Genomic DNA, 24,870 nt, shown 5'->3' on the forward strand with positions numbered 1-24,870 from the left:
GTGCGCTCGCGTGTTCATTTAAGCTGGCATTTTGTGAGCCCAGCCGATCGTGACGACGCGTCCCAGTCCCAGGCCGACCTTCCCGAGCAGTTCCGGATTCGTCAGGCCAAGCGGGAGCGGCTGCTGGCCGAGGGGCGCGAACCCTATCCGGTGACCGTTCCGCGTACGCATTCTCTGGCTGAGCTGCGCAGCACCTATCCGGACCTGGCCGCCGACACCCAGACCGGCGCGATGGTCGGTGTCTCGGGCCGGGTGGTGTTCGCGCGCAATTCGGGCAAGTTGTGCTTCGCGACGTTGCAGGAGGGCGACGGCACCCAACTGCAGGCGATGATCAGCCTGGCGCAGGTGGGGCAGGAGTCGCTCGATGCGTGGAAAGCCGACGTGGACCTCGGCGACATCGTGTTCGTCCACGGCGAGGTGATCAGCTCCAAGCGCGGTGAGCTTTCCGTGCTGGCTGATTCGTGGCAGATGGCGGCCAAGGCCCTACGCCCGCTGCCCGTTGCTCACAAAGAGATGAGCGAAGAAACTCGGGTGCGTCAGCGCTACGTGGATCTCATCGTGCGTCCTGAGGCGCGCAGTATTGCGCGTCAGCGGGTGGCGGTGGTGCGGGCGGTGCGGTCGGCACTGGAACGCCGGGATTTCCTCGAGGTCGAGACGCCAATGCTGCAGACCCTGGCCGGTGGGGCGGCAGCCCGGCCGTTCATTACCCACTCAAATGCGCTCGATGTGGATCTGTACCTGCGGATCGCGCCCGAACTGTTCCTCAAGCGCTGCATAGTCGGCGGTTTTGACCGCGTTTTCGAGTTGAATCGGAACTTTCGCAACGAAGGTGTTGATTCCACGCACTCGCCGGAATTCTCGATGTTGGAGACATATCAGGCCTACGGCGACTACAACGATTCCGCGGTAGTCACCCGGGAAATTATTCAAGAGGTTGCAGACGAGGCGATCGGCACCAGGCAAGTGCCATTGCCCGATGGCACTATCTACGATCTCGACGGACAATGGGAGACATTGGAAATGTATCCCTCGTTGTCCGAGGCGCTGGGTGAGGAGATCACGCCGGAGACATCAGTGGACTACTTGTGGGCTATTGCCGATCGGCTCGAGGTGGAGATTCCGCGTGACCGCGGCTACGGGCACGGAAAATTAGTCGAGGAACTCTGGGAACACAGTGTAGGCGAGAAGTTGTGGGCCCCGACGTTCGTCCGCGACTTCCCCGTCGAGACCTCGCCGCTCACTCGCGCTCACCGCAGCATTCCCGGGGTTACCGAGAAATGGGACCTCTACATCAGGCGTTTCGAGCTCGCCACCGGATATTCCGAACTCGTCGACCCGGTAATCCAACGTGAACGATTCGAGGCCCAGGCCCGTGCGGCGGCTGCCGGTGACGACGAAGCAATGGTTCTCGACGACGATTTCCTTGCCGCATTGGAGTATGCGATGCCGCCGACCACCGGCACCGGAATGGGTATCGATCGCTTGTTGATGGCGTTGACGGGGTTGTCTATTCGAGAGACGGTTTTGTTCCCGATTGTTCGTCGTCACGGTAACTGAGTCACCGCACTGAACCTCCGCGATCCACGCGTTGTTGGAAATGTGCGCGTTTTGTGGCACATTGGGGCGCGGATGCAGGATACTCAGGCGTAAGTCACCAATGCGTATGCAGAAGGGTTCGGTGCGGGGTAATGGCTAAGAAAGTGACCGTCACGTTGGTCGATGATTTCGACGGCGAAGCCACGGCCGACGAGACGGTCGAATTCGGCCTCGACGGTGTCACCTATGAGATCGACCTTTCCTCCAAAAACGCCACCAAGCTCCGTAACGACCTGAAGCAGTGGGTGGAGGCCGGGCGTCGCGTCGGTGGGCGTCGGCGCGGACGGGCGGCAGGGCCGGCCCGTGGCCGCGGCGCGATCGATCGCGAGCAGAGCGCCGCCATCCGCGAATGGGCCCGCCGCAACGGGCACAACGTGTCCACCCGTGGCCGCATCCCCGCTGATGTCATCGACGCCTTCCACGCCGCAACATAGACGACCGCAACGTAACCGATAGTTGCCAGCTCCGGACCGGTGAGAATTCCCGGTCCGGAGTTTTTCGCTAGTGGCGAACCCGAATCGACCGGTTTTCGGAAACGAATCGTCTACCGGCGGCGTTGCTCATCTGCAGCACTCGATGTGAACAGCTTGTCCTGGGTCCAACCTCCGCACCCGAGACGGCCGCCCATTAGAGTGGACGGTAGGTACTACGTGCGGGCTATGAGGAAAACCGATAGATGCAGCCGTACGCGGGTATCGCTAGCGATGGAGAGCAGGTAACCACCGATGTTTGAGAGATTCACCGACCGTGCCCGCAGGGTCGTCGTCCTGGCGCAAGAAGAAGCCCGGATGCTCAACCACAACTACATCGGGACCGAGCACATCCTGTTGGGTCTGATTCACGAGGGCGAGGGCGTAGCCGCCAAGTCGCTGGAGTCGTTGGGCATCTCACTGGAAGGTGTCCGCAGCCAGGTCGAGGAGATCATCGGGCAGGGCCAGCAGGCGCCGTCCGGTCACATCCCGTTCACGCCGCGCGCCAAGAAGGTGCTGGAGCTGTCCCTGCGTGAGGCGCTGCAGCTCGGCCACAACTACATCGGCACCGAGCACATTCTGCTCGGCCTGATTCGTGAGGGCGAAGGCGTGGCCGCGCAAGTGCTGGTCAAGCTCGGCGCCGAGCTGACCCGTGTGCGCCAGCAGGTCATCCAGCTGCTGAGCGGCTACCAGGGCAAGGAAGCCGCCGAAGCCGGCACCGGTGGTCGTGGCGGTGAGTCGGGCAACCCGTCCACCTCACTGGTCCTCGACCAGTTCGGCCGCAACCTGACCGCCGCCGCCATGGAGGGCAAGCTCGATCCGGTCATCGGCCGTGAAAAAGAAATCGAGCGGGTCATGCAGGTCCTGAGCCGGCGCACCAAGAACAACCCGGTGCTGATCGGTGAGCCCGGCGTCGGTAAGACCGCCGTCGTCGAGGGCCTGGCGCAGGCCATCGTCCACGGCGAGGTCCCCGAGACGCTCAAGGACAAGCAGCTCTACACGCTGGACCTCGGGTCCCTTGTGGCGGGCTCGCGGTACCGCGGTGACTTCGAGGAACGCCTCAAGAAGGTGCTCAAGGAGATCAACACCCGCGGGGACATCATCCTGTTCATCGACGAGCTGCACACCCTGGTGGGTGCAGGTGCCGCCGAGGGCGCGATCGACGCCGCATCGATCCTGAAGCCGAAGCTGGCCCGTGGTGAGCTGCAGACCATCGGTGCCACCACCCTCGACGAGTACCGCAAGTACATCGAGAAGGACGCCGCGCTGGAGCGTCGGTTCCAGCCGGTCCAGGTGGGTGAGCCGACGGTCGAGCACACCATCGAGATCCTCAAGGGTCTGCGCGACCGCTACGAGGCGCACCACCGCGTCTCGATCACCGACGGCGCGCTGGTGGCCGCGGCCACCCTGGCCGACCGCTACATCAACGACCGGTTCCTGCCGGACAAGGCGATCGACCTGATCGACGAGGCCGGTGCCCGGATGCGCATCCGCCGGATGACCGCTCCGCCAGACCTGCGTGAGTTCGACGAGAAGATCGCCGACGCGCGCCGGGAGAAGGAATCTGCGATCGACGCGCAGGACTTCGAGAAGGCGGCAAGCCTGCGTGATCGTGAGAAGACCTTGGTCGCTCAGCGTGGCGAGCGTGAGAAGCAGTGGCGCTCAGGCGATCTCGACGTTGTCGCCGAGGTCGACGACGAGCAGATCGCCGAGGTGCTCGGTAACTGGACCGGCATCCCGGTGTTCAAGCTGACCGAGGAGGAGACGACTCGGCTGCTGCGCATGGAGGACGAGCTGCACAAGCGGATCATCGGGCAGGAGGATGCCGTCAAGGCTGTCTCCAAGGCCATCCGCCGCACCCGTGCCGGCCTGAAGGACCCGAAGCGCCCGTCCGGTTCGTTCATCTTCGCCGGCCCCTCCGGTGTCGGTAAGACCGAGCTGTCCAAGGCGCTGGCCAACTTCCTGTTCGGCGACGACGATGCACTCATCCAGATCGACATGGGCGAGTTCCACGACCGCTTCACGGCCTCGCGGCTGTTCGGTGCCCCTCCGGGCTACGTCGGTTACGAAGAGGGCGGCCAGCTCACCGAGAAGGTGCGCCGCAAGCCGTTCAGCGTGGTGCTGTTCGACGAGATCGAGAAGGCCCACCAGGAGATCTACAACAGCCTCCTGCAGGTCCTCGAGGACGGTCGTCTCACCGACGGTCAGGGTCGCACGGTCGACTTCAAGAACACCGTGTTGATCTTCACGTCGAACCTGGGTACCTCCGACATCAGCAAGGCGGTCGGCCTGGGCTTCACCCAGGGCGGCGGTGAGAACAACTACGAGCGGATGAAGCAGAAGGTCAACGACGAGCTGAAGAAGCACTTCCGGCCGGAGTTCCTCAACCGCATCGACGACATCATCGTCTTCCACCAGCTGACGCAGGACGAGATCATCAAGATGGTCGACCTGATGATCGGCCGCGTCGGAAAACAGCTCAAGGCCAAGGACATGGCGATGGAGCTGACCGACAAGGCCAAGTCCCTGCTGGCCAAGCGCGGCTTCGATCCGGTGCTGGGAGCGCGGCCGTTGCGCCGCACCATCCAGCGCGAGATCGAGGACCAGCTGTCCGAGAAGATCCTCTTCGAGGAGCTCGGCCCCGGTCAGCTGGTGACGGTCGATGTCGAGGGCTGGGACGGCGAAGGTGCCGGCGAGGACGCGAAGTTCACGTTCGCCGGTGCACCCAAGGCGACCACCCCCGAAGGTCCGGATCTGGCCAAGGCCGGAGCCTCCGCGGAATAACGTCCGACGACAAATGCCCCCACCGTTTCGGTGGGGGCATTTTCGCGCCTACCGGTGGAGGGTTTTCCAGCGGGGATAGTTAGGATGCTGGTGTAATCGACAGGCAATGGAATCTGGTGAGAGTCCAGAACGGCCGCGCCACTGTTAACAGTCAGACCCGACCTGTCACGACACGGACTGGGACGCGAATTCCCGGAAAGGCACGTAGATGACTACCACCGAGGCACGCAAGGTCCACGCCCGGCCGCTCGATCTGTCGGCGACCAAGGCGGTGCTCTGGCTGACGCTGACGGCGTTCGTCGCGCTGCTGGCCCTCTACTTCGTCGGGATGGACCAGGGCGCGACCTCGGTTCTGGGCAACAACACCTACGTGCACGAATTCGTGCACGACGCACGTCACCTGCTCGGTTTCCCCTGCCACTGATACGCAGCGGAGATCGAAGAACAAAATGGAAAAGCAACTCATCGGGCGCGGCATTCTGGCCGGCGCACTCGCCGGCGTGCTCGCCTTCATCTGGGCGAAGCTGCTGATCGAACCGGTCATCGGTCGCGCGATCGACTTCGAGAACGGTGTCGGCGCAGCACATGAGGCCGCCGAACATACGCATGGTGCGGGAGGGCATTCCCATGGCGGTGAGGGCGCCGAGGTGTTCACCCGCGGTGTGCAATCCAACATCGGGATGGGCCTTGGTGTCCTGATCTTCAGCGTCGCGATGGGCGCTCTGCTGGCCGTCGTGTTCTGCGTGGTCTACGGCCGGGTCAACCTCTCGGCGCGGGCGCTGGCCGCCCTGACCGCCGGCGGCATGCTGGTCTCCCTGTGGATCGTCCCGGCACTCAAGTACCCGCCCAATCCGCCCGCGGTCAGCCTCGACGAGACCATCCAGCAGCGGACCCTGCTGTACCTGCTGCTGGTTGTGCTCTCGGCGGGGCTGTTGGTCGGCTCAGTCCTCCTGGCACGTCGTCTCACGCCCAAGCTGGGGGCATGGAACGCCAACCTGATCGGCGCCGCGGACTACGTGGTGTCGATGGCCGTGGTCTTCCTGATCCTGCCGGGTATCCATGAGACCCCGTCGACGTTCCCGGCCGACGACCTCTACGAGTTCCGGCTGTACTCGCTCGGCACCCAGGTGGTGATCTGGGCGACGATCGGGCTGGTGTTCGGTGCCCTGGCGGCGAAGGTGCTCGATGAGAAGAAGCAGTCCGTCAGCGCGTGATTTCGGGTGACTTTCGATGAGTGAGGTCGTCCGGCTGACGTTGGTGTCTCATGCCATGACCGGCGCCACAGCGGCCGGACGATTCCCCACCGACGAGCCGCTGAACCAGTTGGGTCATCGCCAAGCCGATGCGACCGTCGAACTGGGCGTCGTCGACGTTGCGTACTCCGGCCCGGAGAAACGGGCTCGTCAGACGGCCGAACTGTTGGGCTTGCCGGCGGTGGTCGAACCCCGGCTGGCCGATCTGGATTTCGGGAGCTGGCGCGGCGGTGTACTGGGCAGGGTGCAGCCTGCGGATCTGGCGGTCTGGTTGACTGATCCGACCCGGGCGCCACACGGCGGCGAATCCGTGGTCGATCTCGTCAAGCGGGTGCGCGGCTGGATGGACAGCCTGGCCTCGGCGCGGGGACGGCTGGTCGCCGTCACCCACCCTGCGGTGATCCGGGCTGCCATCCTGGTGGCCCTCGATGCCCCGCCAAAGTCGTTCTGGCGCATCGACATCGCACCGATGAGCCGGACCGTGATGCACTTCCGCGGTCAGGCCTGGACACTGCGCAGCAGTTAGCCTGCCGCGCTGCCCGAGCTAGCCCACGGGTGCCATGGCGAACGCCCGTTTGGCGATCTGCAACAACCAGCCCGCGGCAGTGGGGCTACGGAACTTCGGCCAGTTCAGCTGAAAACTGAACACCCACGGCTGTCCGGTGTGGTCCACCGCGTACCAGCTGAAGCTCAGGTCGCCGGGCAGGTTACCGCCCTTGGCGCCGATGTAGCCCCACTTCGCCGGGTCGGGATCGATGCCGGGCAGCGCCGAGAGGATGTCCTTCACCGGTGCGGCCGGTCCGACGGCCGAAGCCTGCAACGCGGCGTGCACCCGGCAGATGTCGGCCGCGGTGGCGAACCACTCGAGGCCGTCATTGGAGGCCGGGGTGTGGGTGCGGTACGGATCCGGCTCATACGGTCGGGAATTGGTCTGCTTGAGTAGCGCCACCCGATCGGCGGCCGACGCGTTCTTCCACTGGTCGCGAAGGTTGGGTTCACCCCAGCCGACCGAGAACACCTCGTGCATGGTCGGGAACGGGGTCATGCTGGCCGGGTCGTGGTGACCGGCGGTGACCAGGGCGTGTTCCACCGCGCCCGTGCCCACGCGCCCGATCAGCAGGTCGGTGGCCATGTTGTCGCTGGCCGAGATCATCTGCTGGGCGGCGGTCCGCACGGTGATCTGCGCCCCCGGCGGCAGCTTGTCCAGCCCGGCCGAGCCAAGCTTCTTGCCTTCCTTGGTGATCGTGAGGTGGTCGTCCCACTTCACCGTGCCGGCCTTGACGGCATCTGAAACTGCAAGCAGCACATAGAGTTTGAAGATCGAAGCCAGCGGCAAGGACAGATCGGTGTTGGTGCCGGCTACCTGCTCGCACTTGCCGTCGACCACTTTGGACACCCGGTAGGAGTAGCGCGCGCCCGACTTGGTCAGCTCGGTGTCGATATCGGACCACTTGTCGATCTTCGGCGGCACCAGCGTGACGTCGAAGCGGTCGACCAGTCCGACGTCGTTGGTCCTCAGTTCGATGTCCTGGGCCACGTTGTACGACGTCAGCACGTGCAAAGTCGCCTGCGCGGCCCCGATGTCCACCGAGGTGAGCTTGAACGGTCGATCCCACCAGATCGAGTCCATCTTGGTGCCGACCAGGTCGACCTTTTCGGGAGCGGCCAGGGTGCGAACGCCGATGGGGCCGATCGGCCAGTCGGAGTTCAGCATGTCCATGGTCTGCTTGGCCCGCAGACCGGGTGGGGTGATGGTGTCGATGTGCGCGCCGTAGGACACTTCAGCCGCGGGCGCGACACTCGGCGAACAGCCACAAGCCAGGGCAGCGGCGACCGCTGTGATGGCCGTCAGGCCAACCGTGCGGCGCAGCGTCCGGCCGCGGCTACGCCTGGGCAGCGGGTCCTGCAACGTCCAGCACAACCTCGAACTCCAGCAGCGATGCGCCGGTGGCCACAGGTTTTGCCTGCTGGCCCTTGTGTGCCTCGACCGCCGGGCCCGAAGCCCAGGCTTGGAAGGCCTCTTCGGTTTCCCACTGCGTCACCACGAAGTAGCGGTCTTCACCCTTGACCGGGCGCAGCAACTGGAAGCCGAGGAAACCGGGCTGACTGTCGACGGCATGTGCACGGTTCGCGAACCGCTTCTCCAGTTCCGGGCCGGCGTTTGGCGGGACCTCGATGGCGTTGATCTTCACGACGGGCATGGTGTTCAGGTTACCGTGGCTGCCCGGCAAGATAACGGGATGGTCACAGATCTTCTCACCGACAGAGGGGGGCGCGGCGAGCCCATTGTCCTGGTGCACGGCCTGATGGGCCGCGGCAGCACCTGGTCACGCCAATTGCCGTGGTTGACCGAGTTGGGCGCGGTGTACACCTACGACGCACCGTGGCACCGCGGGCGTGATGTGGTCGATTCCAGCCCGATCAGCACCGAGCGTTTCGTGGCGGATCTCGGTGATGCCGTGGCCGCGCTGGGTCGGCCGGTGATCCTGGTGGGGCATTCCATGGGTGCGTTGCATTCCTGGTGTCTGGCCGCGGCCCGCCCGGAACTGGTCAAGGCGGTGGTGGTGGAGGACATGGCCCCCGACTTCCGGGGGCGTACCACCGGGCCCTGGGAGCCGTGGGTGCACGCCCTTCCGGTGGAGTTCGGTTCGGCTCAAGAGGTTTACGACGAGTTCGGGCCCGTCGCGGGACAGTATTTCCTGGAGGCCTTCGACCGGACGGCCACCGGCTGGCGACTGCACGGACACCCGCAGTGGTGGCTGGACATCGCCGCTCAATGGGGAACTCGGGACTACTGGCAGCAGTGGCGGGATGTGGGTGCGCCGACCTTGCTCATGGAGGCGGGCAATTCGGTGGCGCCTCCCGGGCAGATGGGCCGGATGGCCGAAATCGGTCAAGACGCAAGGTATCTGCACGTGCCCGGTGCGGGTCACCTCATCCACGACGATGCGCCCGAGGTGTACCGGGAAGCCGTGACGGGATTTCTAGCGACGCTCGCCTAGGACACCCGCGCTCGGCCACGAAGGCCGGCGCTCGAAGCGGCTGCGAATCGCGTCGAGATCGTGGTCCGCGCGGTACGTCTCGTAATCGGGCTGGTCGAGATCGAACAGATCCAGGCGGAAACGCAGGACGTTGCTGCGCTGTGCCGCCCAGCTCACCGCGACGGCCACCGCGAAGGGCGAGAGCAGGATGATCAGGGCTAGTGCAACGGTCATGGCAGTAATTGTTGTGAGGAAAATATACCGCCAACAGTGGCAGCGCTGACACCTTACGATAAAATGCTGCCATGCTGAGAAGTGTCTCCACACTGGTGCTCGACGGCCTGGCGGTTTTCGAGTTCGGGGTCATCTGCGAGGTTTTCGGGATCGATCGGTCCGCTGACGGGGTGCCGAACTTCGACTTCAAGGTGTGCGGGCCCGAAGCGGGTAAACCGCTACGAACATCCGTCGGGGCGACACTTGCCCCCGAATACGGCCTGGATGCACTCCAGGGTGCGGACCTGGTCGCGATCCCCGCGATAGGTGGTACGGACTACCTGCCCGAGGCTCTCGAGGCCGTGCGTGCCGCAGCCGACGCGGGATCGATCATCCTGACCGTGTGCTCGGGGGCGTTCCTGGCCGGAGCGGCCGGCCTGTTGGACGGTAGGCCGTGCACCACGCACTGGATGCACGCCGACGAGCTGGCGCGGAAATACCCAACCGCAAAGGTTGATCGCAACGTCCTGTTCGTCGACGACGGTAATTTGATCACCAGCGCGGGCACCGCGGCCGGCATTGATGCGTGCCTGCACCTCGTTCGCCGTGAGCTCGGCAGCGAGGTCACCAACAAGATCGCCCGGCGCATGGTGGTCCCACCGCAGCGCGACGGCGGGCAGCGCCAGTTCATCGACCAGCCGATTCCGGTCCGATGTTCGGAAGGCTTTGCCCCGCACCTAGATTGGATCATGACCAACCTGGACAAGCCGCACACCGTGACCACGCTGGCCAGGCGGTCGGCGATGTCCACGCGTACCTTCGCCCGCCGGTTCGTCGAGGAGACCGGCACCACGCCCATGCAGTGGATCACCGATCAGCGGGTGCTCTACGCACGCAGATTGCTCGAGGAGACGGATCTGGATGTCGACCGGATCGCCGGGCAGGCCGGGTTCGGTACCGCGACGCTGCTGCGACATCATTTCCGCCGCGTCATCGGACTGACGCCCTCGGACTATCGACGCCAATTCGCCTGTGGTGCAGACGAAGAGGCCGTCACGGCATGATGCGTCAGCCGTCGGGCTGGCAGGCGACGTTGACGTAGACCGTGGTGTGCCGGGACGGATCGATCCGGTACCCGCCCTCGTCGATGTTGGAGTCGGCAAGACCGTGCACGCCGGTCACCCGGCAATTCGACAGGCCTGTGTTGGCGTTGGAGTTGATCTGCACGTGATACCCCCGGCTCTCCAGATCGCGCACGGCGTCTAGGGCCGATCCGGGGCCGGACGGTGCCGCGTTGGCCGGCGCCGCGAGGCCCAGGCCCACTCCAAGGCTCATCGCCGTACACGCAAACGTCGCCAGAATTTTGCTTGACATAGATCCGTTCTATGTGAAGCAGCTCCAAAAGGGTGTGCTGCAGCCCGGATTCATGCCGAGCTCATGTAATTTCGCCTTCGCCCGCCAGCGCGAACAGGCCGTCGGCGGTCTGTTCCACCAGGCCGTCCACCAGTAGTGAGTCCAGCGCCCGGTCGCGCTGGGCGGTATCGGTCAGCCAAGCCACGTCCAGTTTGGCGCGGGTGACCGGAGAACTGCTGTCGCGCAAAACATCCAGCAGCTTGCCACGGACCTGGCGATCGGTTCCGGCGTAACGCTGCACCCGCTTGGCGATCGTTCCGGCGGGGTAACCCGCGGTGCGCCAACGGCACTGGCTCAATGGGCAGCCACCACACTGCGGCGCGCGGGCGGTGCACACCGTTGCACCCAACTCCATCAGGGCGGCCGAGAAGATCGGTGCGGTGGTATCGGGCGGCAGCAGTGCGGCCACGTTGTCCAGGTCGCGGGCCCGGGCGGGCGCGTCGGCCTCGCCGTGCAACACCCTGGTGACGACGCGGCGCACGTTGGTGTCGACCACCGGAACTCTGGCCGAATACGCGAAGCATGCCACCGCACGCGCGGTGTAGGCGCCGATGCCGGGCAGCGTCAGTAGCGTCTCGACGTCGGCGGGTACCTCATCGCCGTATTCGCCCGCGATCACCACAGCACACTCGTGCAGGCGCTTGGCCCGCCGCGGGTAGCCCAGCTTGCCCCAGGCGCGCAGCACTTCGGCCGATCCGGCGGCCGCGGTGGCCGACGGGGTGGGCCACCGCGCGATCCAGGCCAGCCAGATCGGCTCGACCCGGGCAACCGGTGTCTGCTGCAACATGAACTCGCTCACCAGGATCTGCCACGCAGAAACGCCTGGTCGGCGCCATGGCAGGTCACGCTGGGCATTTTCATACCAACCTACTAATTCGCCGGGGTCGATGCTCATCGGCGCCTCATGCAGAATGGCTGGCATGCCCAACTCGAATCCGGTGTCCGCTTGGAAGGCACTCAAGGACGGTAACGCCCGCTTTGTGGCGGGCGAACCGCAGCATCCAAGCCAGGACATCACACGCCGGACCAGCCTGGCCCATGGGCAGAAGCCGACCGCGGTGGTGTTCGGCTGTGGCGACAGCCGCGTGGCCGCGGAGTTGCTGTTCGACCAGGGCCTGGGCGACATGTTCGTCGTGCGCACCGCCGGTCACGTCCTCGACAACGCTGTGCTGGGTTCGATCGAATACGCGGTGTCGATCCTCAACGTGCCGCTGATCGTGGTTCTGGGCCATGACAGCTGCGGCGCGGTCAAGGCTGCCATCAACGCTCTCGACGATGGCGAGATGCCCGGCGGCTACGTGCGCGACATCGTCGAGCGGGTGACCCCGTCGATCCTGATGGGGCGGCATTCCGGCCTGACCCGCGTCGACGAATTCGAGGCCTTCCACGTCAAGGAAACGGTTACCCAGCTTCAGGCGCGCTCGTCCGCGATCGCCATGGGCCTGGCCGCGGGCACCCAGGCCATCGTCGGTGCCACCTACCACCTGTCCGACGGACACGTGGAGCTGCGCAGCCACCTGGGCAACATCGGCGAAGCCTGAGAATTTCGCTGCCGCCCCGACACGCCGGGGCGCCTCGGGCAACTGGGTATGACCTGGGCTTACCGTGAAAGCCGTGTTGGATCTCGAACCTCATGGGCCACTGCCCTCGCAGATTTACTGGCGGCGCCGGGCGCTGGCCATCGGAATCGCGGTAGTCGTCGTGGGGATCGTCGCCGCGATCGTCGCGGTGATCATGACCAGCAGCTCCGGAGCCGAGACGAAGCCCGCCGATGAACCGGCGGCCGCCGCGCCGCCCCCGCTGCCGGGAGAGAACCCCGAGGTCAAGACCCCGGTGGTGCCGCCCGCTCAGCATGCGCCGCCGCCGACGGTCACGCCGACGGCCGCGGTCACCCCGCCGCCGTTGCTCAAGGAAGGCGATGACTGCCCGGATTCGACCCTTGCGGTCAAGGGCATCACCAGTCAGCCCCAGTACGTGGTGGGTGAGCAGCCGAAGTTCACCATGGTCGTGACCAACATCGGCCTGGTCGCATGTAAGCGTGACGTGGGTGCCGCGGTGCTGGCCGCCTACGTGTACGCGCTCGACAACAACCGGCTGTGGTCGAACCTGGACTGTGCGCCGTCCAATGAGACCCTGGTCAAGACCTTCAACCCGGGGGAGCAGGTGACCACCGAGGTGACCTGGACCGGTATGAGCTCGGCGCCGCAGTGCCCGATGCCGCGTCAGCCGATCGGGCCTGGCACGTACAACCTGATGGTGCAGCTGGGCAATCTCAGATCGGCTCCGGTGCCGTTCATCCTGGCCCAGCCCAATCCGCAGCAGCCCGGGCCGCCGGCCGAGGGCGACGCACCGGCTGAGGCGCCGGCGCCGGGTAACTAGCGCTCAGGCCAACCGGTCGGCGATGGTCGACTCGGCCAGCAGGGACAAACCTTCGCGGATGTGCCGGGCCCACATCGACCCGATACCGTCCACCGACTGCAGATCGTCGGCGCTCGCGGCCAGCAGGCCCTGCAGCGAGCCGAACGAGCGGACCAGCAGATCGACGTGGGCGAACTGCAGTCGCGGTATCCCCGCCATCGCGCGGTAACCGCGTGAACTCATCGCCGAGTCCTGGGCCTCTGACGTCGACGGGTATCCGAAAACCCTTGCCAGCGTGGTGAAGTCGAGCAAGTCGCTGTCCGTAAGGGCATCCAGCTCATCGAGTGTCGACGCGACCTGTGCGGCGGTCGGTGGGTCCGGCAGGGCATGGTAATCCCGGACGATGAGCTCCCGCGCGGCCTCGTTGTCGCCGAGGAGTTCGTCGAGCTGCAGTTTGAGCTGGCGTCCGTCGGTACCGAGTTCGACTACATCGGCGTCGATCTCCAGGCTGATCCGGCGCACCATCTCCAGGCGCTGCACCACCGTCATGACGTCGCGCAAAGTCACGAAGTCCTCGATCTCGGCGGTGGACAGCTGCCTGCTCACCTCGTCGAGCCGGCCCTTGTAGCGCTCCAGGGTGGCGATGGTCTGGTTGGCCCGCGACAGGATGGCCGCCGAATCGGGCATCACGTGGCGCTCCCCGGCAACGTAGACCGTCACGATGCTCATCGAATGGCTCACCGAGATCACCGGATAACCGGTCTGGATCGCGGTGCGCTCGGCGGAGCGGTGGCGGGTGCCGGATTCGTCGGTGGGGATCGACGGGTCTGGCACCAATTGGACGTTGGCCCGCACGATCCGGCCTCCGTCGCTGGACAGCACCACCGCACCGTCCATCTTGGAAAGCTCACGCAGCCGGGTGGGGGCGTAACGCACGTCGAGGGCGAACCCGCCGTCGCAGATGGCCTCCACGCTGTCGTCGTAGCCGAGAACTATCAGCGCGCCGGTCTTGCCGCGCAGGATGCGTTCCAGGCCGTCGCGCAGCGGGGTGCCGGGCGCCAGGCGGCCGAGCGTTTCCCGCAACGTCGGCCGCGCCAGGTGCACGACGGTGCGGCTGGTTCTGGCACCGGAGTTCACGGCCATCAATTCTCCTTGGGTCGGCCGCTATTGTCCGTGATCCTATTGATTGCCCGCAATCGTGATCCTATTGATTGCTGGCAATCGCGATGTCCTTGAGTGCCCGCAATGCCGCCCCGATGTGATCGACGGTGATGACGCGCAGCCCAGCGGGCGCGCTGGTGACGCCGGGCGGCACCACGGCAATCGTGAAACCCAGCCGTGCGGCCTCGGCCAGCCTGCGGTCGATGCCGGTGACCCGGCGCAGATCACCGACCAGCCCCACCTCCCCGATCACCACGGCGTTCATCGGCAACGCGATGTCGAGGTAGGCCGACGCGATGGCCACCGCCACGGCCAGGTCCGAGGACGGATCGGTCAGCCGCATGCCGCCGACGGTCGAAACGTAAAGGTCGTGGCCGCCGATCGGCAGTGCGCAGCGCGTCTGCAGCACCGCGCTGATCATCGCCGCGCGGGCCGAGTCGACACCGCTGACCGCCCTCCGCGGCGGGCCGGCCGGCTGTACGGCCAGCGCCTGTATTTCGCCGATCATCGGGCGCTTGCCGTCCAGGGTGACGGTGACTGCGGTGCCGGGAACTGCTGCCGGACGCTGGTCGAGGAACAGACCGGACGGATCGCTCACGCACTCGATCCCGTTGTCGTGCATCTGAAAACAGCCGACCTCGTCGGCGGCCCCGAACCGGTTCTTGACCCCGCGCACGATGCGCAGGCTCGACGTGTGATCCCCCTCGAAGTGCAGCACCACATCGACCAGATGCTCCAGGGAACGCGGGCCCGCGATGGCGCCGTCCTTCGTCACGTGCCCGACCAGGATCATGGCCACCGCCGGGTCCCCGACAGCGGTTTTCGCATAGCCGGTCAGCGCCGTGGTCACCGCGCGCACCTGCGTGACCCCGCCGGTCACCCCGTCAGCTTCGGTGGTGGACATGGTCTGCACCGAATCCACCACCACCAGACTGGGTTTGACCTCGTCGATGTGGCCCAGTGCGATCTGAAGATCGGATTCGCCTGCCAGATACACGTTGTCGTGCGTGCAGCCGGTGCGTTCGGCGCGAAGCCGGATCTGGCCCGCGGATTCCTCACCGGACAGGTACAGCGCGCGGCGGCCGGTGTGCGCCCACCGATTGGCGACCTCGAGGAGCAGGGTGGACTTGCCGACGCCGGGATCTCCGGCCAGCAGCGTGACCGAGCCGGCCACCAGGCCGCCGCCGAGAACGCGATCCAGCTCGCTGACCCCGGTCGGGTAATGCCGGGTGATGCCCGGATCGATCGAGGAGATCGGCACGGCGGGTGAGGTAGGGGCCACCGAGCGGCGGACTGAGCTGCCCACCGAAGCGAGCACCGATACCTCGTCGACCGTGCCCCAGGTGCCGCAATTTGCACAGCGGCCCACCCATTTCGGGGTGGCGTGCTGACACTCCGAGCAGCGGTATTGCGAACGTATTTTCGAAGCGGCCACGCCGTGACAGTAACGGCTGCCGCCGACATCGGCGGTCAGGCACCGCCGGTCGGCAGGGGCCTCGGGTCAGTGACCGCCGGCTTCGCCGCCCTCGGCAGGAGACTCGCCGGACTTGTCGCGCCGTGGCGCTTCGCCTGCCGAGATCGGCACGGCGACAGTGGTCTCACCGTTCTCGAACTTGAACGTGAAGTCGTAGAGCAGGCCGTTGGTGAGCGGCTTGGTCAGGTTGACCTTCGCGGTGACGGCGTCGGCGGCCTCGGTCTTCTCCAGCGGTTTCAGCTGGCCGTCGGGCTCGCCCACCACGAGGACGCCGCCCGCCGGGATGGTCTGGTCCCCGGTCAGTGCCACGTCGCCGACAGTGGTTGTGATCGAGACGAGCTTGTTGGCCTTCTCGGTGGATCCGTTGGCCGCGACGAACAGCAGTTCGGCCTCGGAGCCGGGCTCGACGTAGTCCTTCTGCTGCGGCGCGCGCAGGTGCACATTGCGCAGTGCGATTGCGCCGGACTGTGCGCTGGCGCCGTTGACTGCGGGCTCCTGGGTCGCCGTCTGGGAGACCTGGCCTGCGCTGCACCCGGTGAGAACGGCTGCGGTCAGGCCACATGCGGCGAGACCGGCCGAGGCACGCATTGCGAAGCGGTTCACTCAAGCCTCCTGAGCTGGGTCGGCGTACTTCGACTATGCACAGTAGTAGGTGGCGTCGGCCGGCGGAATGCGAGGGCTCGGCTACGGCCGTCTCGGGCCCGCAACGCCTTTGCGGGGGCAGCCGTTTCGGGTGCTCGGCGCGCCGGGTGGTTGCACGGTTTCGTCACCATGTCAACCCCTGTTCTTCACCTGCAGTGCCCCTGACCTGCATAGTTGGTGCACGTGTGATCTGGGCCCGTGTTAGGATGGACTAGCGAAAGGGGCTCGAATCAGATGATTTTTAAGGTCGGAGACACCGTCGTCTATCCACACCACGGTGCTGCGTTGATCGAGGCGATCGAAACCCGGACTATCAAAGGCGAGCAGAAAGAATATCTCGTCCTGAAGGTTTCCCAAGGGGATCTGACCGTTCGAGTACCCGCAGACAACGCCGAGTATGTCGGTGTCCGCGACGTCGTGGGCCAGGAAGGTCTCGACAAGGTTTTCCAGGTGTTGCGGGCTCCGCACACCGAAGAGCCGACCAACTGGTCGCGCCGCTACAAGGCCAATCTCGAGAAGCTGGCCTCCGGTGACGTGAACAAGGTTGCCGAGGTTGTCCGGGATCTGTGGCGTCGCGATCAGGAACGCGGTCTGTCCGCGGGTGAGAAGCGAATGCTGGCCAAGGCCCGGCAGATTCTGGTCGGCGAGCTTGCGCTGGCCGAGAACACCGATGACGCCAAGGCATCGACCATCCTCGACGAGGTTCTGGCCGCCGCGTCCTGACGCGTGGTGGCAACAACTGTCGCGGTCGTCCCGGCCGCCGGCTCAGGTGAGCGGCTAGGCGCGGGTAGACCCAAAGCGTTCGTCAAACTGGGGGGCAAACCGCTCTTGGAGCACGCCCTCGACGGGTTGCTGGCCTCAGGGGTGATCGACAAGGTCGTGGTCGCGGTTCCGCCCGCGCTCACCGATGAGGCCACCTTGGTCTTCGGTGGGCGTGCGCAGATCGTGGCCGGGGGAGCCGACCGAACCGAATCGGTGGCGCTGGCCTTGGATGCGGTAGCAGCCTCAGGCGACGTCGATTTCGTCCTCGTGCACGACGCTGCCCGGGCACTGACCCCTCCTTCGCTGATCGCCCGGGTGGTTGCGGCATTGGCTGAGGGGCACGCTGCCGTCGTACCCGGCCTTCCGCTGGCCGACACCATCAAGGCCGTCGACGCCAACGGCGCGGTGCTGGGTACGCCCGAGCGGGCCGGTCTGCGGGCGGTACAGACCCCGCAGGGCTTCCACACAGACGTATTGCGCCGCGCCTATGAACGGGCGGGGGCCGGTGTGGTCACCGATGACGCCTCGCTCGTCGAACAGATCGGTACGCCGGTTCAGATCGTCGAGGGCGATCCGATGGCATTCAAGATCACGACGCCGCTGGACCTGTTGCTCGCCGAGGCCGTCATGGCGCGTGCCACGTGAGCATTCCCAGGGTCGGGCTGGGTACCGACGTCCATCCGATCGAGCCGGGACGCCGGTGTTGGCTGCTGTGCTTGGAATTCGAAGGCGCCGACGGCTGCGCCGGCCATTCCGACGGCGACGTCGCTGCCCATGCATTGTGTGACGCGCTGCTCAGCGCGGCGGGCCTCGGCGACCTCGGCGGAGTGTTCGGGACCGACCGGCCGGAATGGCGGGGAGTCACCGGCGCCGACATGCTGCGGCATGTCCGCGGGTTGGTCGAGACGGCGGGCTTCGAGATCGGCAATGCCACGGTGCAGGTGGTCGGCAACCGGCCCAAGATCGGGCCGCGGCGGGAGGAGGCCCAGCGGCTGCTCTCCGAGCTGATCAGGGCGCCGGTATCGGTGTCGGCCACCACTACCGACGGCCTCGGTCTGACCGGCCGCGGTGAAGGATTGGCCGCGATAGCCAGCGCTTTGGTGGTTCCTGCGGAATAGGCCGGTAAGCTGGCACGTCGTGACCGATCGCGCTCAAGCCGTCGCGTCGGGGTTTGCCTCCGATTTGCGGCTGTACGACACCATGGCGGGTGCCGTACGAGACTTCGTACCGCTGCGGCCGGGGCACGCTTCGATCTACCTGTGCGGTGCCACCGTCCAGGGCCTGCCGCACATCGGTCATGTCCGTAGCGGAGTCGCGTTCGACGTGCTGCGCCGCTGGCTGACCGCCAATGGATATGACGTTGCGTTCATCCGCAACGTCACCGATATCGACGACAAGATCCTCAACAAGGCTGCCGATGCGGGCCGGCCCTGGTGGGAGTGGGCCGCGACCTACGAGCGGGCGTTCAGCGCCGCGTATGACGCGCTGGGGGTGCTCCCGCCGTCGGCCGAGCCTCGTGCCACCGGCCACATCACCCAGATGGTCGAGCTCATCGACCGGCTGATCGAGAAGGGCCACGCCTATGCCGCGGGCGGCGACGTCTACTTCGACGTCCTGAGCCTGCCCGATTACGGCGCGCTGTCCGGCCACCGGATCGACGATGTACACCAGGGTGAGGGTGCGGCGACCGGAAAGCGCGATCAGCGTGATTTCACGCTGTGGAAGGGCGCCAAGCCGGGCGAGCCGTCGTGGCCGACGCCGTGGGGTCGGGGTCGCCCCGGCTGGCACACCGAGTGCGTGGCGATGTGCGAGGCCTACCTGGGCGCGGAGTTCGACATCCACGCCGGCGGAATGGACCTGGTGTTCCCGCACCACGAGAACGAGATCGCCCAGGCGCAGGCCGCGGGTGACGGCTTCGCCCGGTACTGGCTGCACAACGGCTGGGTCACCATGGGCGGCGAGAAGATGAGCAAGTCGCTGGGGAACGTGCTCTCGATTCCTGCTGTGCTGCAACGGGTTCGGGCTGCCGAGCTACGTTACTACCTGGGCAGCGCGCATTATCGGTCCATGCTGGAGTTCTCCGAGAACGCGCTGCAGGACGCGGTCAAGGCGTACAGCGGCATCGAGGACTTCCTGCACCGGGTGCGTAACCGGGTCGGCGCCGTTGCCGTCGGCGACTGGACGCCGAAGTTCGCCGCCGCACTCAACGACGACCTCGCGGTGCCGATCGCGCTCGCCGAGGTGCATGCCGCGCGGGCCGAGGGCAACCGTGCCCTCGATGCCGGTGATCACGAGGGCGCGATGTCGCAGGCCACCGCGATCCGGGCGATGATGGGCATCCTGGGTTGTGACCCGCTTGATGAGCGCTGGGAGTCCCGCGACGAGACGTCGGCTGCGCTGGCCGCGGTGGACGAACTGGTGCAGTGGGCATTGGCAGGCCGGGCAGAGGCCCGGACCAACCGGGACTGGGCGGCGGCCGACGCCATCCGAGATCGGCTCAAAGCGGCCGGCATCGAGGTAACCGACACCGCTGACGGTCCTCAGTGGGCACTGGTGGACGGGAACGGAGCATAGATGGCCGGGAATTCGCAGCGGCGCGGCGCAGTGCGCAAGCCGGGGACGAAGAAGGGACCGACGGTCGGGTCCGGCGGTGTGCGTCGCCGTGGGCTGGAGGGCCGCGGGGCCACACCCCGCGCGGATCAGCGTCCGCACCATCCGGCTGCCAAGAAGGCCGCCAAGGTGGCGCGTCAGGCGCAGGGCCGGCACAAGAAGACCGACGACACCGAGTTGGTGCTCGGCCGCAACCCGGTGGTGGAGTGCCTGCGGGCCAAGGTTCCGGCCACCGCGCTGTATGTCGCGCTGGGTACCGAAGCCGATGAGCGCCTCACCGAATCCGTCCAGATCGCCGCTGACCGCGGTATCTCGATCCTTGAGGTGCAGCGCCACGACCTCGACCGGATGAGCTCCAATGCGCTGCACCAGGGACTGGCGTTGCAGGTTCCGCCCTACAACTACGCACATCCGGACGATCTGCTGAAGACGGTCCGCAGTTCCGGGGAGCCCGCTCTCATGGTGGCCCTCGACAACATCTCCGATCCGCGAAACCTGGGTGCCATCGTGCGCTCGGTGGCCGCGTTCGGTGGACACGGCGTGGTGATCCCACAGCGACGTTCGGCGTCGGTGACGGCAGTGGCGTGGCGCACCAGCGCCGGGGCTGCGGCCCGTACGCCGGTGGCGCGGGCGACGAATCTGACTCGGACGCTGAAGAGTTACGCCGATGCCGGTCTGCAGATAGTCGGTCTGGATGCCGGTGGCGACACCTCGCTCGACGAGCTTGAGGGCACCGGCCCGATGATCGTGGTCGTCGGCTCGGAGGGCAAGGGCCTGTCCCGGCTGGTGCGGGAGAACTGCGATGCGGTGGTGTCGATCCCGATGGCGGGGCCGACGGAGTCGCTGAATGCCTCGGTCGCGGCCGGTGTGGTGCTGGCCGAGATCGCCCGTCAGCGCCGGAGTTAGCCGATGTCAAAAGGGCGAAGCGCCAGCAGCCCGGCAGGCTTTCTCGCCTCTCGGCCGTTCAGCCGGGAGGAAGTGTTCAGCGAGCCGTGCCCGGTTCCCGACGAATCCGGTGCCTACGGTTGGTGGTTTCGCACCGTACCTGCGGGCATCGACGCTTCGGCGTGTGAGCAGCGCGACGGCCTGACACTTCTCTACGTCGGGATCAGCCCCACCAGACCGCCGGTGAGCGGGAAGCCGCCGAGCACTCAGAATCTGCGCAAGCGGGTGAAGTACCACTACGGCGCCGCCAACGCCACCGCTGAGGGCTCGACGCTGCGTAAGACGCTCGGCATCCTGCTCTCCGACGAGCTCGGCTTCAAGTTGCGCCGTATCGGCGCTGGCGACAAGCGGACCTTTGCCGCCGGAGAATCCGTTTTGACCCAGTGGATGGCCGAGAATGCCCTGGTGTCGTGGATGATTCACCCCGAGCCATGGTTCGTGGAGGACAAACTGATCGCCGCGTTCGATCTGCCGCTCAACGGCCAGGAGGCCAACAAGAGCAATGCCTTCTACCCGGAACTGAAGCGCCTGCGGCGCGTCGCGATGAACAACGCGAACAAGCTGCGCGTGCTCAAAGAGTGGTGAGCCCGACCTGCTAACCGCCGAAAAGGCGCAGGCCGAGCCACAATCCGAATACCGAGGTCACCAGGGTCAACGGCACGGTGACCAGCCCCACGCGGGTGAACTCGGTGAAACGCGCCGGCAGCCCTTCGCGATGAACAACATTGCGCCACAGCAGGTTTGACAGCGAGCCGACGTAGGTGAGGTTGGGGCCGACGTTGACTCCGATCAGCACGGCCAAGACGGCGGCCGGTCCGGCGCCGGCCACCAACGGAAGCAGCACCAGCACTGCGGGCAGGTTGTTGACCAGGTTGGCCAACACGGCCGCCAGTGCCGCCAGGCCCAACAGCGCGGGCAACGAGTCCCCGGCCGGAAGCGCCCCGCGCATGACGTCGCCGAGGCCGTTCTGCACGACGGCGTCCACCACCACACCGAGGCACAGCACGAACGCCAGGAACGGCACGTTTACCGCGCGTGCGATGCCGCCGATCGTGCTGCGGCGCTGGGCCAGACTGCGCACACCGAGCACGACCGCCCCGGCCAGTGCCGCCCACGCGGGGGACACGTCAATGACTGAGGTGATGACGAATCCCGCCAGCGTCAAACCCAGCACCACGAGCACGAACACCGGAACCTCGGGTGGCGGCGGCGCCACCTCGGCGGCCGGCCGATTCAACTCTTGGCGGAAAAGCCAACGCAGTAGGACGAATTCGACGCCGATCGCGGCCAGCCAGGGCAGCGCCATCACCGCACTGAACTGGGTGAAGGACAACCCCGCCACCGTGAAGGCCAACAGGTTGGTCAGATTCGACACCGGGAACAACAGCGACGCGGAGTTGGCCAGATGCGCACTGGCGTAGGCATGCGGCCGGGGCGGTATCGCCAGGGCGCGGGCAGTGGCCAGCACCACGGGCGTCAGCAGCACCACGGTCGCATCCAGGCTCAGCACGGCCGTCGTCGTCGCCCCGATGACGAACACCCGGGTCAGGAGCCGCCGGGAATCGCCCCTGCTGGCGCGCGCCATCAGCGTGCCCGCGGCGTGGAACAGTCCCTCGTCGTCACAGAGGTGGGCGAGCACCAGGACGGCCGCCAGGAAGCCGACCACGGGTAGCAGGTGATTCACCTCGGCCAGGGCGTCGGCTCCCGAGGTCACCCCGAACGCGATGAGCAGTCCGGCGGCGGGCACCGCCGCGACTGCTTCGGGCCAGCCGTTGGGGCGCGCCATCGCGAAAGCCAGGACCACGGCCAGCGCGACGAGCGCGAAGGTCAGCGCCAGGGGTCGGACCGTTCCCACACGGCCGGCAGGTGCAGGCTCACCCCGTCCTGCTCTGCCAGCCTGGTCAGCAGCCGCATCGAAACATCCAGGTCGTCACCGGCATACGGCAAGGCGCGCAACGGCTTGTGCAGCGGGCGGAAGAAGTCGTCCCAGTGGATCAGCACCACCCGACGTGCCCCGACCGCACGCACCGTGTGGGTCCAGTAGCTCTCGAAATACTGCTCGGACTGCAGCCCGAGCTGGCCGATTCCGAGGTACACGACCTCCGCCCGCTGCCCGTCAAGGGCGCCCGGCACCGCGCCGGCGCTTCCGATGATCAGTAGGCGGCGGTCGCTCGGCCGATGGTGCACCAGGGCGGACCAGGCCTCACCGCACTTGTACGCCGAGACCTTCACCGGCGGCACGACGGGTGCGGTGATGACGCCGGGGAAGCGATCTGGTGGGCAGTGCTCGGATTCGAACAGCGTCACGTCGTAGCTGCCCAGGGGGACGGCTTCACCGGAGGTGACCGTGACGATCCGATCGGGTGCCAGTCCGCCCCCGGCGCCGACCTGAGCGGTCGACGTGCCGCCCACCAGTCGGGCACCGGTGCGCTCGGCCACTACAGCCGAATCCATGGCGTGGTCGAAGTGGGTGTGCACCGGCAGCACCGCTTCGAGCTTGTCGACGCCCAGGCGGGCCAGGCTGCCGTCGATGCGGGGCAGTGACGGTGCCAGCTTGCCCAGGACAACGCTCGGCAGCGCCGGCCGGGAGAAGAACCCGTCGGTCAGCACGGCCGAGGAGTCGTCGGTCACCAGCAGGGTGCTGACCCCGGCCCAGGTGACCGTGACCGCGGATTGCGGTGTGGCCGCCGGCGCATCGAAATACCGCGCATAGGGGGCCAGGGCGGGCCTGCCGGGCTTGAGCCGCATGGCCCCACCCTATGGCTAGCGGCGGCCGTAACGCCGCCGGAACTTCTCCACCTGTCCGGCCGAGTCGATATGGCGGGCCGACCCGGTCCAGAACGGGTGTGAATCGCTGGTGACGTCGACGACGATCAGCGGGTAGGCCTGGATCCCGTCCGGGGTGGGCCACTCGATGGTGCGCTCACTGGTTGCCGTCGACCGGGTGAGGAACTGGGTGCCGGTCGAGGCGTCCTGGAACACCACGGGGTGATAGTCGGGGTGGATTGCTGGTTTCACTGGGATTCCCCTTCCTGATATGCGGATGTAGCCGGTTCGTCGATTCCGGGCTGGCAGGGTTCTTCGTGCCAATCGCCGAAGGGGTCGGGGTAGTCGGTCCACTGCTCGGGCCGCGCCAGCTCGTCGTCGGTGAGCAGTGCGCCGCGTAATGCATCGATGACATCGCCGGGCCGGGCGCCGCAGGCCAGGACCGTCAGCGATACGTGACGATCGCCGAACTTGTGGTGCCAATCGATCGCGGCCATTGCCAGGCGTTCCGGGTCGGTATAGGCCAGCTCGGTGGAATCCATTGCCGCCAGCCACTTTCCGGCGTTGCTGAAGTGCATTCCGCCGCCGGCGGATTCGATCCACATGACATCGGCCGGGCGGTTGGCCAGCCAGGCCCGGCCGCGGGTGCGCACCACGCCGTCGAGCAGGAGGTCTACGGCGTCGTGCAGACGCAGCGGGTGAAACGGCCGGCGCGCGGCGAATTCGACGATGATGACCTCGTCGTCGGGTTCCAGCGGGGGTTCGCCGGCCAGGAGTGGATCGTGCGGAGTGGCGGTGCGTCCGCGCCGGCTGTTCGGCTCCAGATGGGCGAGGCCGAGCTCGACGTGGTCGGGGCCCACGGTGATGCGGGCGCGAGGTGCGAGCCGGCGCAGCACTGCCAGTGTGGTGGCGTCGGGCTCGTTGAGTACCAGCATGTCGGCGAACTCGGCCTGACCGACGACCACCTGGGCGACCGTGCGTCCGTCGGGGAGTTCCTCGTCGCCGACGGACTGTTGCAGCCAGACCGTCGCGTCCAGGCACGCGATCACCGCGTCGATCGCGACGTCCCTGGCGGCGGGTCCGTCGATGTAACCGGGCCCGACGTGCACCCGGATGGTGTTGATCGCCCAGCACACCGCCTCTGCCTCGAGCCACGGCATCAACTGCACGACGATGCGCTCCACGTCGCCTCGACGGTGCAGCCGTCGCAACAGGATCAGCAGGTCGTCGCGGACCGTGCAGGACACGCAACCGTGGGCGAGCTCGAGCGCGAGTTCGGATGTCCCACCGTTGTCGGACACGGTCCGCAGGACCACCTGGCCGTCAAAGGCGTGGCGCACCAGCACTGTTCCGGGCCTGCGTGCCAACTCTTCCGCTACGCCGTCGCTGTCACCTTGGCCGGCGATCAGCACCACAGGGGTTCGCACGGCACCTCCCTGAGA

28 protein-coding genes are annotated in these 24,870 nt (G+C 66.6%); 16 read left to right on the plus strand and 12 right to left on the minus strand.

From position 1 onward, the window contains the following. The first annotated feature begins 33 nt into the window (after positions 1-33). The 6 genes from lysS to ACZY08_RS07910 all read left to right on the plus strand — a co-directional run bounded on the left by lysS (position 34) and on the right by ACZY08_RS07910 (position 6,629). The gene (gene lysS / locus ACZY08_RS07885; protein ID WP_463743971.1) at positions 34-1,557 is read left to right on the plus strand and encodes a lysine--tRNA ligase; all 1,524 of its coding nucleotides are present in this window, start codon (positions 34-36) and stop codon (positions 1,555-1,557) included. A gap of 131 nt (positions 1,558-1,688) precedes the next feature. Next, positions 1,689-2,030, plus strand: coding sequence for a histone-like nucleoid-structuring protein Lsr2 (lsr2, locus tag ACZY08_RS07890; RefSeq protein WP_036442478.1), 342 nt, complete (start codon positions 1,689-1,691; stop codon positions 2,028-2,030). 291 nt (positions 2,031-2,321) lie between these two features. Further along, a complete protein-coding gene (gene clpC1, locus ACZY08_RS07895; RefSeq protein WP_463743972.1) occupies positions 2,322-4,850 on the plus strand; it encodes an ATP-dependent protease ATP-binding subunit ClpC in 2,529 nt (842 codons plus the stop codon). A 208-nt stretch (positions 4,851-5,058) separates the two neighbouring features. Then, positions 5,059-5,274, plus strand: coding sequence for a CbtB domain-containing protein (locus ACZY08_RS07900; protein ID WP_463743973.1), 216 nt, complete (start codon positions 5,059-5,061; stop codon positions 5,272-5,274). A gap of 25 nt (positions 5,275-5,299) precedes the next feature. Beyond that, positions 5,300-6,064, plus strand: a complete 765-nt coding sequence (locus tag ACZY08_RS07905; protein WP_463743974.1) for a CbtA family protein — start codon at positions 5,300-5,302, stop codon at positions 6,062-6,064. Positions 6,065-6,080: 16 nt separating this feature from the next. Continuing rightward, positions 6,081-6,629, plus strand: coding sequence for a histidine phosphatase family protein (locus ACZY08_RS07910; protein WP_463743975.1), 549 nt, complete (start codon positions 6,081-6,083; stop codon positions 6,627-6,629). Positions 6,630-6,647: 18 nt separating this feature from the next. Here ACZY08_RS07910 and ACZY08_RS07915 read toward each other — a convergent pair whose 3' ends face one another. Together ACZY08_RS07915 and ACZY08_RS07920 are read right to left on the minus strand one after the other, a co-directional pair. Further along, complete coding sequence (locus ACZY08_RS07915) at positions 6,648-8,012, minus strand: serine hydrolase (protein WP_463743976.1); 1,365 nt, start codon at positions 8,010-8,012, stop codon at positions 6,648-6,650. Continuing rightward, positions 7,987-8,304, minus strand: a complete 318-nt coding sequence (locus ACZY08_RS07920; RefSeq protein ID WP_029108325.1) for an antibiotic biosynthesis monooxygenase family protein — start codon at positions 8,302-8,304, stop codon at positions 7,987-7,989. The genes ACZY08_RS07915 and ACZY08_RS07920 overlap by 26 nt, the downstream gene beginning before the upstream one ends. 39 nt (positions 8,305-8,343) lie before the next feature. On the opposite strand from ACZY08_RS07920, the gene ACZY08_RS07925 reads away from it, so the two are divergent. Next, a complete protein-coding gene (locus ACZY08_RS07925; protein ID WP_463743977.1) occupies positions 8,344-9,105 on the plus strand; it encodes an alpha/beta fold hydrolase in 762 nt (253 codons plus the stop codon). Here the strand turns inward: ACZY08_RS07925 and ACZY08_RS07930 are convergent. Further along, positions 9,088-9,318, minus strand: a complete 231-nt coding sequence (locus tag ACZY08_RS07930) for a hypothetical protein (protein ID WP_463743978.1) — start codon at positions 9,316-9,318, stop codon at positions 9,088-9,090. The two genes, ACZY08_RS07925 and ACZY08_RS07930, sit on opposite strands and share 18 nt — an antisense overlap. A gap of 71 nt (positions 9,319-9,389) precedes the next feature. Between ACZY08_RS07930 and ACZY08_RS07935 the strand changes: the two genes are divergently transcribed. Further along, positions 9,390-10,361, plus strand: coding sequence for a helix-turn-helix domain-containing protein (locus ACZY08_RS07935; RefSeq protein WP_463743979.1), 972 nt, complete (start codon positions 9,390-9,392; stop codon positions 10,359-10,361). Positions 10,362-10,365: 4 nt separating this feature from the next. On the opposite strand, the gene ACZY08_RS07940 is transcribed toward ACZY08_RS07935, so the two are convergent. Both ACZY08_RS07940 and ACZY08_RS07945 read right to left on the minus strand, forming a co-directional pair. Further along, a complete protein-coding gene (locus ACZY08_RS07940) occupies positions 10,366-10,632 on the minus strand; it encodes a hypothetical protein (RefSeq protein WP_463743980.1) in 267 nt (88 codons plus the stop codon). A 100-nt stretch (positions 10,633-10,732) separates the two neighbouring features. Then, a complete protein-coding gene (locus tag ACZY08_RS07945; RefSeq protein WP_463744193.1) occupies positions 10,733-11,605 on the minus strand; it encodes an HhH-GPD family protein in 873 nt (290 codons plus the stop codon). Positions 11,606-11,630: 25 nt separating this feature from the next. On the opposite strand from ACZY08_RS07945, the gene ACZY08_RS07950 reads away from it, so the two are divergent. Both ACZY08_RS07950 and ACZY08_RS07955 read left to right on the plus strand, forming a co-directional pair. Continuing rightward, positions 11,631-12,251, plus strand: a complete 621-nt coding sequence (locus ACZY08_RS07950) for a carbonic anhydrase (RefSeq protein WP_463743981.1) — start codon at positions 11,631-11,633, stop codon at positions 12,249-12,251. A 73-nt stretch (positions 12,252-12,324) separates the two neighbouring features. After that, positions 12,325-13,089: a hypothetical protein gene (locus tag ACZY08_RS07955; protein WP_463743982.1), complete on the plus strand. Its 765-nt coding sequence runs from the start codon at positions 12,325-12,327 to the stop codon at positions 13,087-13,089. Positions 13,090-13,092: 3 nt separating this feature from the next. On the opposite strand, the gene disA is transcribed toward ACZY08_RS07955, so the two are convergent. The 3 genes from disA to ACZY08_RS07970 form a co-directional block, all read right to left on the minus strand. After that, the gene (gene disA, locus ACZY08_RS07960) at positions 13,093-14,172 is read right to left on the minus strand and encodes a DNA integrity scanning diadenylate cyclase DisA (RefSeq protein WP_463744194.1); all 1,080 of its coding nucleotides are present in this window, start codon (positions 14,170-14,172) and stop codon (positions 13,093-13,095) included. Between the two features lie 100 nt (positions 14,173-14,272). Then, complete coding sequence (gene radA, locus ACZY08_RS07965) at positions 14,273-15,664, minus strand: DNA repair protein RadA (RefSeq protein ID WP_463743983.1); 1,392 nt, start codon at positions 15,662-15,664, stop codon at positions 14,273-14,275. A 66-nt stretch (positions 15,665-15,730) separates the two neighbouring features. Then, the gene (locus tag ACZY08_RS07970; RefSeq protein ID WP_463743984.1) at positions 15,731-16,306 is read right to left on the minus strand and encodes a copper chaperone PCu(A)C domain-containing protein; all 576 of its coding nucleotides are present in this window, start codon (positions 16,304-16,306) and stop codon (positions 15,731-15,733) included. A 273-nt stretch (positions 16,307-16,579) separates the two neighbouring features. Between ACZY08_RS07970 and carD the strand changes: the two genes are divergently transcribed. Genes carD through ACZY08_RS08000 form a run of 6 tightly spaced genes read left to right on the plus strand, consistent with a single transcriptional unit; the run spans position 16,580 to position 21,247 of the window. Next, positions 16,580-17,068 (plus strand): RNA polymerase-binding transcription factor CarD, encoded by a 489-nt coding sequence (carD, locus tag ACZY08_RS07975; RefSeq protein ID WP_003930663.1) that lies wholly within the window; start codon positions 16,580-16,582, stop codon positions 17,066-17,068. A gap of 3 nt (positions 17,069-17,071) precedes the next feature. Then, complete coding sequence (ispD, locus tag ACZY08_RS07980) at positions 17,072-17,752, plus strand: 2-C-methyl-D-erythritol 4-phosphate cytidylyltransferase (RefSeq protein WP_463743985.1); 681 nt, start codon at positions 17,072-17,074, stop codon at positions 17,750-17,752. Further along, complete coding sequence (gene ispF, locus ACZY08_RS07985) at positions 17,749-18,225, plus strand: 2-C-methyl-D-erythritol 2,4-cyclodiphosphate synthase (RefSeq protein WP_463743986.1); 477 nt, start codon at positions 17,749-17,751, stop codon at positions 18,223-18,225. The genes ispD and ispF overlap by 4 nt, the downstream gene beginning before the upstream one ends. A gap of 19 nt (positions 18,226-18,244) precedes the next feature. Next, a complete protein-coding gene (cysS, locus tag ACZY08_RS07990) occupies positions 18,245-19,681 on the plus strand; it encodes a cysteine--tRNA ligase (RefSeq protein ID WP_463743987.1) in 1,437 nt (478 codons plus the stop codon). Further along, positions 19,682-20,623 carry a 23S rRNA (guanosine(2251)-2'-O)-methyltransferase RlmB gene (gene rlmB, locus ACZY08_RS07995; protein WP_463743988.1) on the plus strand — a complete coding sequence of 314 codons (942 nt, stop codon included), beginning with the start codon at positions 19,682-19,684 and terminating at the stop codon, positions 20,621-20,623. 3 nt (positions 20,624-20,626) lie between these two features. Further along, on the plus strand, positions 20,627-21,247 hold the full coding sequence (locus ACZY08_RS08000) for a GIY-YIG nuclease family protein (protein WP_463743989.1): 621 nt from the start codon (positions 20,627-20,629) through the stop codon (positions 21,245-21,247). 10 nt (positions 21,248-21,257) lie between these two features. Here ACZY08_RS08000 and ACZY08_RS08005 read toward each other — a convergent pair whose 3' ends face one another. Genes ACZY08_RS08005 through mrf form a run of 4 tightly spaced genes read right to left on the minus strand, consistent with a single transcriptional unit; the run spans position 21,258 to position 24,855 of the window. Further along, positions 21,258-22,499 carry an SLC13 family permease gene (locus ACZY08_RS08005; protein ID WP_463744195.1) on the minus strand — a complete coding sequence of 414 codons (1,242 nt, stop codon included), beginning with the start codon at positions 22,497-22,499 and terminating at the stop codon, positions 21,258-21,260. Beyond that, positions 22,490-23,410: an MBL fold metallo-hydrolase gene (locus ACZY08_RS08010; RefSeq protein ID WP_463743990.1), complete on the minus strand. Its 921-nt coding sequence runs from the start codon at positions 23,408-23,410 to the stop codon at positions 22,490-22,492. Before ACZY08_RS08010 ends, ACZY08_RS08005 begins: the two co-directional genes overlap by 10 nt. Positions 23,411-23,425: 15 nt before the next feature. Continuing rightward, positions 23,426-23,680 (minus strand): type B 50S ribosomal protein L31, encoded by a 255-nt coding sequence (locus tag ACZY08_RS08015; protein ID WP_463743991.1) that lies wholly within the window; start codon positions 23,678-23,680, stop codon positions 23,426-23,428. Continuing rightward, positions 23,677-24,855 carry a ribosome hibernation factor-recruiting GTPase MRF gene (gene mrf / locus ACZY08_RS08020; RefSeq protein ID WP_463743992.1) on the minus strand — a complete coding sequence of 393 codons (1,179 nt, stop codon included), beginning with the start codon at positions 24,853-24,855 and terminating at the stop codon, positions 23,677-23,679. Before mrf ends, ACZY08_RS08015 begins: the two co-directional genes overlap by 4 nt. Positions 24,856-24,870: the final 15 nt, after the last annotated feature.

Source organism: Mycobacterium sp. IDUB_9 (assembly GCF_055419505.1).